Annotated in this window: 10 protein-coding genes and 2 pseudogenes; 8 read left to right on the top strand and 4 right to left on the bottom strand. The window is 68.2% G+C overall.

Annotated elements, in window-relative coordinates; genetic code table 11:
• The 6 genes and pseudogenes from ACKOQ4_RS11960 to ACKOQ4_RS11935 all read left to right on the top strand — a co-directional run.
• Positions 1-2,478, top strand: a pseudogene (locus tag ACKOQ4_RS11960) (PE family protein); the annotation flags it as partial.
• Between the two features lie 203 nt (positions 2,479-2,681).
• Positions 2,682-2,858, top strand: a pseudogene (locus tag ACKOQ4_RS11955) (type II toxin-antitoxin system Phd/YefM family antitoxin); the annotation flags it as partial.
• A 188-nt stretch (positions 2,859-3,046) separates the two neighbouring features.
• Positions 3,047-3,253 (top strand): DUF2191 domain-containing protein, encoded by a 207-nt coding sequence (locus tag ACKOQ4_RS11950; protein ID WP_526292068.1) that lies wholly within the window; start codon positions 3,047-3,049, stop codon positions 3,251-3,253.
• Complete coding sequence (locus ACKOQ4_RS11945; protein ID WP_526292066.1) at positions 3,244-3,666, top strand: PIN domain nuclease; 423 nt, start codon at positions 3,244-3,246, stop codon at positions 3,664-3,666. The genes ACKOQ4_RS11950 and ACKOQ4_RS11945 overlap by 10 nt, the downstream gene beginning before the upstream one ends.
• Positions 3,667-3,733: 67 nt before the next feature.
• The gene (locus ACKOQ4_RS11940) at positions 3,734-3,982 is read left to right on the top strand and encodes a type II toxin-antitoxin system VapB family antitoxin (protein ID WP_526292064.1); all 249 of its coding nucleotides are present in this window, start codon (positions 3,734-3,736) and stop codon (positions 3,980-3,982) included.
• On the top strand, positions 3,969-4,397 hold the full coding sequence (locus ACKOQ4_RS11935) for a TA system VapC family ribonuclease toxin (RefSeq protein ID WP_524604130.1): 429 nt from the start codon (positions 3,969-3,971) through the stop codon (positions 4,395-4,397). Before ACKOQ4_RS11940 ends, ACKOQ4_RS11935 begins: the two co-directional genes overlap by 14 nt.
• 118 nt (positions 4,398-4,515) lie before the next feature.
• Here ACKOQ4_RS11935 and ACKOQ4_RS11930 read toward each other — a convergent pair whose 3' ends face one another.
• From ACKOQ4_RS11930 to ACKOQ4_RS11920, 3 genes are read right to left on the bottom strand one after another with little or no spacing between them, the layout of a single operon-like run.
• Entirely contained in the window at positions 4,516-5,157 is a 642-nt protein-coding gene (locus ACKOQ4_RS11930) for a TetR family transcriptional regulator (RefSeq protein ID WP_526292061.1), read from the bottom strand.
• A gap of 37 nt (positions 5,158-5,194) precedes the next feature.
• Complete coding sequence (locus ACKOQ4_RS11925; RefSeq protein ID WP_526292059.1) at positions 5,195-6,613, bottom strand: arylsulfatase; 1,419 nt, start codon at positions 6,611-6,613, stop codon at positions 5,195-5,197.
• Positions 6,598-7,962: a flavin monoamine oxidase family protein gene (locus tag ACKOQ4_RS11920; protein ID WP_526292057.1), complete on the bottom strand. Its 1,365-nt coding sequence runs from the start codon at positions 7,960-7,962 to the stop codon at positions 6,598-6,600. Before ACKOQ4_RS11920 ends, ACKOQ4_RS11925 begins: the two co-directional genes overlap by 16 nt.
• Before the next feature lie 148 nt (positions 7,963-8,110).
• On the opposite strand from ACKOQ4_RS11920, the gene ACKOQ4_RS11915 reads away from it, so the two are divergent.
• Positions 8,111-10,639, top strand: coding sequence for an arylsulfatase (locus tag ACKOQ4_RS11915; protein WP_526292055.1), 2,529 nt, complete (start codon positions 8,111-8,113; stop codon positions 10,637-10,639).
• 92 nt (positions 10,640-10,731) lie between these two features.
• Positions 10,732-11,346 carry a TetR/AcrR family transcriptional regulator gene (locus ACKOQ4_RS11910; RefSeq protein ID WP_526292053.1) on the top strand — a complete coding sequence of 205 codons (615 nt, stop codon included), beginning with the start codon at positions 10,732-10,734 and terminating at the stop codon, positions 11,344-11,346.
• A gap of 24 nt (positions 11,347-11,370) precedes the next feature.
• Here ACKOQ4_RS11910 and ACKOQ4_RS11905 read toward each other — a convergent pair.
• Positions 11,371-11,488: integrase core domain-containing protein (locus ACKOQ4_RS11905; protein WP_526291913.1), on the bottom strand; the 118-nt coding region annotated here is incomplete at its 5' end.

Below are 11,488 nucleotides of genomic sequence, written 5' to 3'. Positions count from 1 at the left end.
GACGCCGGCAACGGCGGCACCGGCGGCGCCGGCGGCGACGCCGGCATCGGCGGCCTCAATGCCGACGGAACCACCCGCGCCCTCGACGGCACCGGCGGCAACGGCTCGAACGGCGGCGCCGGCGGCACCGGCGGCACCGGCGGCGACGGCTACGACCCCAACACCGCCGTTTCCCCCAACATCGCGCCCAGCAACAAGGCTGGATACCTCGACGGCGGCAACGCCGGCAACGGAGGCAAGGGTGGCGCCGGCGGCGCCGCAGGCCTCGCCGGTGCCGGCACCGGTGGCACCGGCGGTGTCGGTGGTGTCGGCGGCGACGGCGGCCGCGGCGGATTCGCCGGGAACGGGAAAGCCGGGCTTGATGGCACCTCCTCCTCGCGCTCCGGCAAAGCCGGCGGCAAGGGCGGCGCCGGTGGCACCGGCGGCAACGGCGGCGCCGGCGGCCTGAATGCCGACGGTGTCAGCCGCGCGCTCGGCGGTAAAGGTAGTGCCGGCACGGCCGGTGGGACTGGCGGCGACGGCGGCAACGGCTTTGACGCCGCCGGTCTGACCGACGGAACCGCCGGCGGTGACGGCGGTGCGGGCGGCGTTGGCGGTGCCGGCGGCGCCGGCGGAACCAACGGCGACGGCGTCACCAAGGCGGCAGACGCGGTCGGCGGCAATGGCGGCGACGGCGGAAAAGCCGGCAATGGCAGCACCGGTGGGACCGGCACCGCCGGGAACACCACCACGACGGCCGGCGGTACCGGCGCTGCCGGCGGGGCTGGTGGCACCGGAGGTTCGGGCGGTAACGCCGGCGCAGGAGGCGGCACCGCGGTAGCCGGTATCGGTGGCAGCGGCGGAACCGGCGGCATCGGTGGCACCGGGGGGCGGGGCGGCAACGGCTTCGCCCCGACCACGGCCGGCGCTGCCGGTGGCAACGCGGGCGCCGGCGGCGCCGGCGGTGCGGGTGGCAACGGCGGCGTCGGCGGCACCGGTGCCACCAAGGGCACCGACGGGGCCGGTGGCCTCGGCGGTAACGGCGGCGTCGGCGGCACCGCAGGCGACGGCAAGTCCGGCACCGCCGGCAAGGCGGGCACCAGTTCTGCCGTCGACGGGTTAGCGGGCGGCAACGGTGGCGCCGGCGGCACCGGCGGAAACGGCGGCAACGCCGGCACCGGCGGCCTGGGCGGCGACGGCGTCACCAAGGCCCTCGACGGAACCGGCGGCAACGGCTCCGCCGGCGGCAATGGCGCTAATGGCGCACTGGGCGGCAACGCCTTCACCCCAACGACCGCTGGTGCGCGCGGCGGAAACGGAGGCGCAGGCGCCGGGTCCACCAAGGGCACCGATGGCCTCGGCGGCAGCGCCGGAGACGGCGGCAACGCCGGGGTGGCCACCAACGGGGTCGCCGGCGGTGCCGGTCAGAACGGCGGCGCGGGTGGTACAGGCGGTAATGGCGGCAACGGCGGCACCGGCGGTCTCAGCGGCGACGGCGTGACCAGGGCCCTCGACGGGATCGGCGGCAACGCCTCGGACGGCTTCAACGGCGCCGCGGGCGGCAAGGGCGCTAACGGCAGCACCGCCGGTGCAGCCGGCGTCAAGGGCGGTGACGGCGGGGCCGGCGGCAACGGCGGGATCGGCGGCACCGGGCGGACCGGCAAGCAAATCGATGGGATCGGCGGCAACGGTGGCACCGGCGCAGACGGCGGCAACGGCGCCAACGGCACCAACGGCGCTAACGGAGCGCCTGGTAATGACTCGACTGGGGGCGGCAACCCCGGTGGCGCCGGCCGCATTGGCGGCACCGCCGGTAACGGCGGCGCCGGCGGTGATGGCGGCAACGGCGGACGTGGTGGAACCGGCAGAACCAACGGGACCAACGCCGTCAGCGGGAATGGCGGCAACGGCGGCAACGGCGGAGTCGCCGGCACGGGCGGAGTCGGCGGCAAGGGCGCCAATGGCTTTCAAGATATTTACGGAAACAACACGTCTGGGACCGCAGGCGGTGCTGGCGGTGCCGGGGGACGCGGCGGAGACGCGGGCGCCGGCGGCAAGGGCGGAACGGGTGCAGACGTCTCGTTGAACGGGTCCAAGGGTGCTGATGGAAGTGGGTCCAAGGGCGGCACCGGCGGCGCGGGCGGCGCCGGTGGAAGCGGATCTGGCGGTGCCACCTCCAAACCCGGAGGCAACGGCGCCAACGGCGGTGCGGGCGGGGACGGCGGTGCCGGCGGCAACGCTACCGACGGCACTGCCGGCAACGGCGGCGACGGCGGCGTCGGCGGCAAGGGCGGCAGCGGAGGCAACGTCGCGAGCAAATCCGGCGGTAACGGCGGTAACGGCGGTAACGGCGGCAACGCCGGCGGTGGTGGTGTTGCCACCGCAGGTGGCACCGACGGAACAGTGGGCGCAGGCGGCGCCGGCGGCGCCGGCGGCGCCGCGGGCGGCGGCACCCCGGACGGCACGGCCGGCACACCGGGCCAGCCGGGAACGCCGTGAAGGGCTGATGGAACCTCGGAGGATCGGCTCCCTCCTTCGGGAGGGAGCCGATCGTGCTGCGCGAGAATGGAACTCAGAATTCCGGGTTGGCCGCCACCACTCGCGTGTCTGCCGAGCGCCCGGGTGTGTCGTCCCGATGAGGTTCGCCTTCCCCTCCCAAACAGGACGAAGTCTTGATTACTACACGCGGCTACATTTGTCGCATGGCAGAGGTCACGTCCCGCGAACTGCGCAATGACACCGCCGGTGTGCTGCGCCGAGTCGTCTCCGGGGAAGATGTCACGATCACGGTGAAAGGCAAGCCGGTCGCCCGGCTCACCGCGGCTGGTCTCGGTCGGCGGCGGTGGCAGTCCGGCACGCGGTCAGCGCAGCGCCCGCGCCGTCTGCATTAAACCTCGAGCACTCGCCGAGAAACCACGCAATCTGGACACAGCTACATATCCACAAGCCGAGTCGGGGCGACTTGCTCCCGAGTCTGACGCGTGAGTACACCTATCGCACGGGCTGGAAGGCTCGACCCTCAAAAACGATATATGCTCCGTGCATCTCTCGTATATAGGAGCTCGCGATGACCAAACGCCTGATCGACCTCGACGACGAGTTGCTGGCCGACGCGCAACGCGAACTGAACACCACCGGCGTATCCGACACGGTCCGGGCCGCGCTGCAGCAGGCGGCGGCTCGGTCCGCGCGAGCCCGGCAGGTGACGTGGCTCCGCGAAGGAGGCCTCGCGGCCATGACCGATCCGGCCCGCCGTGATGAGGTGTGGCGCTGATATCGAGGTACCTCCTCGACACCAGTGCCGCCGCGCGGATGGGTCATCCTGAAGTCGGCGCGCGCCTGGCGCCCCTCATCGAGGCCGGACTGGTCGCGACGACCGCCGCACTTGACGCCGAAGCGCTCTACAGCGCACGCAATCCCGGTGAATACGAACAACTCTGGGCGGATCGCCGAGTGGCCTACGAGTACCTGCCGACCGAGGACGAACACTGGCGGGCTGCGCTGCAAGCCCAGCGGGAACTGGCACGGCAGGGCCGGCACCGGGCGGTCGGAATGCCGGATCTGCTGACCGCAGTCCTGGCCGCCGCGCACGGGCTCACGGTGGTCCACTACGACGCCGACTTCGAGACCGCCGCCACCGTCGTCGCCTTCGGGCAGGTGTGGGTCATGCCGCGCGGCAGCCTGTGACAGGAGGCGTACGGCGGACGGACGCCATCCGCATCATGATGTTTACTGGTGATGTTATGATGCGATCGTGCGCACTACCCTGAACATCTCCGACGATCTCTTGGCCGAAGCGAAGGTGGTCGCCGCTAGAACGCACCGTTCCATCGGTGCGGTGGTCGACGATGCGCTGCGGGTGTTGCTCAGGCGCGACGCGGCCGAATCGAGGGCCGAGGCGTGGACGTTTCCCATCAGTGGCGCCGGTGGCCTGCAGCCAGGGGTGAACCTCGATGACCGCGAAGCCCTCGCCGATCTCCTGGGTGAGAATGCTCTGCCCTGACGTCAACGTCCTGCTGTACGCATTCCGCCGCGACAGCGCGGATCACAACCCATACGCGCAATGGCTACAGCGCGCCATGACCGGTCACGAGCCGGTCGGCGTGAGTGAACTCGTCCTTTCGGGTGTGGTTCGCTTGGCGACCAACCATCGGATCTACCGCCAGCCCAGCTCCACGGCGGATGTACTGGACTTCTGCCATGCGGTGCGCTCAGGACCGTCCGCGATCCCGTTGCGGCCCGGGGCCAAGCACTGGGAGATCTTCTCCGGACTCTGCCGCGCTGTCTCGGCCACCGCCAACGATGTGCCCGACGCCTACCACGCGGCGCTGGCCATCGAGCACGGCGCCACCTGGATCACCAACGATCGCGGGTACGCCCAGTTCCCGAACCTTTTGTGGCGCAGCCCGATTGACTAGTCGTCTCCAATGGCGGAACGCTACCGTCGCCCCCTTCGCGCAGGTGGGGGGCGCTCAGAACCTCAGGGTCGGCGACAGCGAGGCACCCTAGTAGTGGTAGCGCGCTTGGACTAACGGGTCATGCGGAGTCGAACTGCTCGGCGGTGCGGGCGACGCACTTCTCGAAGTAGCTCAGCGACTCGGCCGGGACGACCGACCGGAGCAGGATCATCCAATTCTCGGCCAACCCGACGTAGTGGTCTTCCCTTCTCATCCGCGCCAGATGGTGGGATCCGTACACCAGAAGCCAGACGTGATTGGCCACCGCCCCGAGAGTGGTTTCATCACTGATGTCGCAGGGCCGGACGGCCATGAACACGGCGTCGGTGAATGAGTACAAATGCTCCCGCAGCATGGCGTGCGTTTCGGCGTGCGAGTCACCGAACGCCTGAGCGAGCTGGTAGGCCAGCCGCACCGCATCGTCTCGCAGCAACAGTTCGGTGAGCGAAAACGTCATGCGGATAACGCTTTCCAGGCCCGCACCCGGGTACGCCAGATCGTGGAGCACCAGAGTCCAGGTCTTCGACCAGGCCTCTTCGATGATCGCGACGGCGAGGGCTTCCTTCGATTCGAAATGGTAGTAGACCGCACCGCTGCTGAGTCCGGCTCGGTCGGCGACCTCATGGAGGTTGGTGGCGCCGAAGCCGTTGAGGGCAACGGTCTCGACGGCAACTTCCAGGATTTTCTGCCGGGTTGCGGTCCCGCGGACATTGTTAGTCACCCGAGCACCAATCCTGTGTCATCAGAATGCCGCGCTGTCATGGCCGATACGGATCCGGTGTGCCCATCGGGATGAGTGGGTGTTCTTTGACGCTCTTGTCGAACTCGCCGACGATCTTCAGCACCGGCCCGACGACCCAGGAGTCGGGGGTGGGCTTCTCCTCCCGCGGGTCGGTGAAGAGGTTGTAGACCATCGGCACCGGATACTTCGCCGGCGGATCGAACATGGTGTCCTGGCGGTAGAAGTGCAGCTTCCAGTTGCGCCACTTCACCGCCTGCAGTCGGTCCGAGCACCAGATCGGGAAACCCTCGCGCGCCGACTTCTCGGAGTTGCCGAGGAGGAAGTCGGACTGGTCGACGCTGTCGAAAGGACGGTCGTCCGGTGTCTTCGCGCCGCTGAACTTCGCCAGGGTCGCGAACATGTCGACACCGTGGACCATCTCGTTGGTCACCCGGCCCGCCGGGATCCGGCCCGGCCACCGGATCATGAAGGGCACCCGGATCCCGCCTTCGAGTGCGGTGAAGTACTGCCCGCGCCACGGGCCTGCCCAGCCGTCCCAGGGACGGATGAACTCCGGGCCGTTGTCGCTGGTGAACACGACGACCGTGTTGTCCCGGATGCCGGCTTTGTCGACCGCGTCGAGAATCTGGCCGACGTGGGCGTCGGTCTCGGTGAGCACGTCGGCCCAGTCGCCGTTGCCGGTCTTGCCCTCGAACGACGGGTTCGGCTCGGTGGGCAGATGCGGCTGCGTCAGCGCCACGTAGGCGAAGAGCGGACTGCCCGACCGGCTCTGCTTGCCGATGAAGGACACGGCGCGGCGGGTGATCTCGGCGTCGATCAGACGACGCTGAGTCAGGTCGTAGACGCCCAACTCGCGGCTCTTCTCGCCCTTGCGGCCCTCCATGATCTGCTCGGCGGGCATGATGTCGGGCGACCAGCCCGGCGACTCGGGCCAGAGCGCCTCGTCGGTCGTGCGCGGAATGCCGTACCACTCGTCGAAACCCTGGTCGTTGGGCAGGCGGCCGTCGCGGCTGCCCAGATGCCACTTGCCGAAGTAGCCGGTGGCGTAGCCCGCGTCGGACATCGCCTCGCCGAGGGTGACCTCCCACTGGGTCAGGCCGTCGGCGACCCCGCCGAAAGGCACGGCGTAGGTGCCCGAGCGGATCGCCCAGCGCCCCGTTAGCAGGCTGGATCTGCTTGGGGTGCACTGGGTTTCCATGTTGGCGTTCAGCAAGCGGGTGCCGTCGGCGGCCAGGGAGTCGATCCGGGGGGTCGGCGCACCCCGGGGCAGCCCACCACCGTAGGCGCCGACCTCCCCGTAGCCGAGGTTGTCGGTCAGGATGAACACGATGTTGGGAGCGCCGCTGAGCGCCTGGGTTCGGGCGGGCTTCGCCGAACACGCCCCGGCGACAACCAATATCAGCGCAATGCAGAGCCTGATCAACGTCCGTCGCATGACACCCCGCCGAGGATCTCCGCCGCCGCCCGGTACCCCGAGCGGATCGCGCCGTCCATGTAGCCGTTCCAGATGGGGGATGTTTCCGCCCCGGCCCAGTGCAGCCGCCCGATCGGGGTGGCTAACGCCTTTCCGTACTGGGTCCACACCCCGGCGCCCAGCCGCCCGCCGTAGCAGCCGCGGGTGAATTCCTCTGCGTTCCAATCCTGTTCGAGGAAATCGAACAGCTCGCCGGCCTGGTCACCGAAATACTTGACCAGATCACCGATCACCGTGGCGCGCCGCTGGGCCGGTGTCAGCTCAGCTGCCGCGCGCGCATGGGCGCCCTCGAGGAAGCCGACGAGAACGCCGCAGGAGAGGTCAGGCGGTGAGTTGTCGAGGACGATGTTGAACGCGTCATCCAGACTCATCACGAAACCGGACAACCCGGCGTCGCGCCAGAACGGTGTGCGGTAGCCGACGTTGAATTTGATGACCGAGCCGGCCGGGAATTGCTGGGTCAGCGCGTCCCGCGCCGACGGCAGGGCGGGTTGATAGCGCAGCCGTCCGGCCAGGGCCGGGGGGATGGCGATGATGGCGTGGTCGGCGGAGATCCGGCCGCCGTCGAAGTGCACGACAACCCCGGAGTCGTCGTGGGCGACGCCGGAGACCACCGTCTTGAGTCGGACGGCGCTGCCGAGTTCGGCGGCCATGCGCTCGGAGATCTGATGCGTGCCGCCGACCACGCGGGTTTCCTGCGCCCCGCCGGTGACCGAGACCAGCGTGTCGAGGCCGTCTCCCGATTTGACGTAGAACAGGAAGTGCAGCAGCGACATCTCCGGCGCCTCCGCGGAGAACACGGCCGGAACGATAAAGCGAAACATTCGCAGCGCCACCGAGTCGGTGGTCTGGCAGACCAGCCACTGATCCAGCGTCTGGCGATCCAGGTCCGCCGCACCCTCGGTGGCCCACGGCGCGTCGGCATCGACGGATTCAGCGAGTTCGGCGATGCGGGCCCAGACGCGGCCGACTTCGGCCGCACTGGCCGGAGGCAGTCCGTAGGTCTCATCCGCGTACCGGTGAATCCCGCCGTCGTACACCATCAGCGAGTCGCCGTGGTCGTAGGACGGATAGGTTTCCAGCCCCAGTTCATCGACCAGCGCCAGCGCCGCCACCTGGGTGGGGCCGAGCCATTGCCCGCCCATCTCGATGGGAACGCCATTGCTGAAGACCCCGCCAAGATTGCGGCCGGCTACGCGGTTCCGCGCCTCGAGCACGGCCACCGTTCGGCCCGCCCGGGTGAGCGTCCGTGCGGCGCTGAGCCCCGCCAGTCCGGCACCGACGATGACGACGTCGACGCGATCCGCCACGACTGCCTCCGTTCGGCCCGCGGCCCGTGCGACCGGGTCATACAGTTGACCGACTTTAGCGCAGACCAGCCCTGGATTCATACGAATGACTGGTATAAAGAACGCCACCTGCCGAACAGCACGAACAACGAGCAAAGGGGCTTCGCCAATGACCGATGCCGGTACCGATCCGATCGAGACACCCGAGACGAATCCCGTGGGCGGGAACCTTTCCCGGCGCAGGGTGCTCGGTGGACTGGCTGCGGGTGCCGGGGCGGCGGCCGCGGGGGCGTTCGCGGCGGGTTGCTCCAAGGAGGGCGGCGGCGGTGGGTTGGCCGGCGGGGGTGGTGACGGTCCGCCGGGGTACGGCACCGGGATCAATGAGGGTTTCGACGGCAAGATCGAACTGGACGTGCGGGACTCGGTGGCCGACTGGAAGCCGTTCGAGTTGAAGAAGGCCCCGGAGGGGGCGCCGAACATTTTGGTGGTGCTCTACGACGACACCGGGATGGCGGCGTGGTCGCCTTATGGGGGGCGGATCAACATGCCGGTCATGCAGAAACTGGCCGACAACGGCTTGATGTACACCCAGTGGCACACCACCGCGCTGTGCTCGCCGACCCGGTCGTGTTTCCTGACCGGGCGCAATCACCACGTCAACCGATTCGCCGCCATCACCGAGGGGTCCAACGGATTTCCGGGTGCCGCTGCCCGGCTTCCCGCGCAGTGCGCCACCGTCGGGCAGGTGTTGCAGGACAACGGGTACAGCACGTTCTGGATCGGCAAGAACCACAACGTGCCCGAGGAGGACGTCTCCAGTGGGGGCAGCAAGTCGGAGTGGCCGCTGCAGAAGGGTTTTGACCGGTTCTACGGGTTCATCGGCGGGGAGACCAACCAGTGGTATCCCGATCTGGTCGAGGACAACCGGTTCATCGAGCAGGAGTACGGACCCGATCAGGGGTATCACCTGTCGAAAGACCTTGCCGATCAGGCGATCCGGATGTTGCGGGATCAGAAGTCGTCCAATCCGTCCAAGCCCTGGTACATGTGGTTCTGCCCGGGGGCCAACCATGCACCGCACCATGCCCCGCAGGAGTACATCGACAAGTACAAGGGCAAGTTCGACGACGGCTATGAGGCCTACCGGGACTGGGTGCTGCCCCGGATGATCGGCAAGGGGATCTTCCCCGAGGGCACCAGGATGACCCCGATCAACCCACTGCCCGACGACATCGAAGTCGCCAATGACAATGTGCGGCCGTGGGATTCGCTGAATGCCGATGAGAAGAAGCTGTTCTCGAAGATGGCCGAGGTGTATGCGGGGTTCTCGGAGTACACCGATGCCCAGATCGGCCGGATCATCGACTATCTGGATAAGACCGGGCAGTTGGAGAACACGATCGTCTTCTACTGCGCCGACAACGGCGCCTCGGGGGAGGGCTCGCCGAACGGGTCGGTCAATGAGAACAAGTTCTTCAACGGCTATCCCGATGAGCTCTCGGAGAACATGAAGTACATCGACGTTCTGGGTGGCCCGGACACCTACGAGCACTATCCGACCGGGTGGGCGACGGCGTTCTCGACGCCGTTTCAGATGTTCAAGCGGTATGCGCAGTTCGCCGGGGGGACCTGTGACCCGATGGTGATCTCCTGGCCCAAGGGGATCAAGGCCAAAGGCGAAGTGCGCGACCAGTACCACCACGCCACCGATGTGGCGGCCACGGTGCTCGACGTCGCCGGCGTGGAGATGCCGAAGGAGTACAAGGGCATCAAGCAGTACCCGCTCAACGGGGTGTCGATGCGCTACAGCTTCGACGACAAGGGCGCCGCGACGACCCGCAAGCGGCAGTACTTCGCGATGCTCGGCACCCGCGGGATCTGGCAGGACGGCTGGAAGGCGGCGGCCCTGCACGCCCCGATCAGCGGCAAGGGGCATTTCGACGACGACAAGTGGGAGCTGTACCACGTCGAGGAGGACCGTTCGGAGTCCACCAACCTGGCCGAGGCGAACCCGGACAAGCTCAAGGAACTGATCGACGCCTGGTTCGAAGAGGCCAAGAACAACTTCGTGCTGCCGCTCGACGACCGCACTGCCGTCGACGTGCTCGGAACTCCGAGGCCGCAGTCCGAGCCGCCGCGGGACCGCTATGTCTACTACCCCGACACCGCGCCGGTGCCCGAAGGCGTCGCGGCGAGCATCCGCGGGCGCTCCTACAAGATCATCGCGAACGCCGATCTGAAGTCGGACGCCGAGGGCGTGCTGTTCGCACACGGTTCGCGCTTCGGCGGGCACACGATGTTCGTCAAGGACGGCCGGTTGCACTACGTGTACAACTTCCTGGGGATCAAGCCCGAGCAGGATTTCGTCTCGCCGCCGCTGTCGCCGGGCAAGCACACCCTGGGCATGGAGTTCGTCCGGGAGCGCGCCGGTGAGCATGGGGAGTCGCTGGGGACCACCAAGTTGTACGTCGACGGCAAAGAGGTGGCCAAGGGGCCGATGCGCGCCCAGATCGGGAAGTTCACCCTGTCCGGGGACGGCCTGTGCGTCGGCTACGACAGCGGCGACAACGTCTCCGAGCAGTACAAGAACCCCGGCACGTTCACCGGCGGCACCATCCAGGGTGTGGCCATCGACGTCAGCGAGAAGGCCTACGTCGACCTGCAGCGAGACGCCGCCGCGGCCTTCAACACCGACTGAGGAGGTCGACACCCCCGCCGTCAGGGCGGTCCCGCCGCCCGCGTGGCAGGTAGAGTCGCCCGTATCCGACGACGGCTGATTGGGGGCCCGCAGTGGTCTACGTCGAGTCCGCGGCGCGGAGTCGGCAGATCGTTTCCGCCGCAAGAACGGTGATCACTCGCGATGGTGTGGCAGCCACGACCATTCGCTCGGTCGCAAAAGAGGCCGGTATCCCGCTCGGCACGCTGCAGTACGTATTCCCGACAAAGCAACAGATGATGCGTGCGGTCATCGAGGATGTGATCGAGGAGATCAGCGCGACGCTACGATCCTCCGCTCCGCTTGATTCGGGCCTGGAACACGCACTGGCGGAGGGGGTGCGGCGCTTCTGGAACAACCTGGTCGTCGGCGATGTGCCCCTCCAGTTGGCCCAGTACGAACTGACGACCTACGCGCTGCGGTCCGCGGGCCTGGAGGACATGGCACGCCGGCAGTACGAGGGGTACACCGATGCCGTCGCCGGGTGGATTGACGAGGCCGCCGAGCGAGCGGGCGAGGAGATTTCCATCGAGACGCGGCGGCTCGCCCGGTTGCTGATCGCCGGAGTCGACGGGCTTATCCTGCAGTATGTCTCCGACCCTGACCCCGATCGCGGCCGGGCTGACATGGAGACGGTGGTCGCGATGGTGATCCGCCACGCCGGGGTGCGTCCCGCCGCCGGCGGCTAGTTGTCGTGACCTGACACGTTGTTGTCAGGCGGCGAGCCGGCTGATGGGTGGTCGTCCGCCGAGGGCGGAGTGGCCTCGTCGAGTGTTGTAGCGGTCAAGGAATCGGTCAAGACCGCGTTTGCGTTGGCTGTTGCTGCTCCAG

The organism is Mycobacterium sp. (assembly GCF_046095365.1).
Classification (GTDB): Bacteria; Actinomycetota; Actinomycetes; order Mycobacteriales; family Mycobacteriaceae; genus Mycobacterium.
Note: the sequence above shows the minus strand (reverse complement) of the source record. Positions and strands in the feature narration are given on the sequence as shown.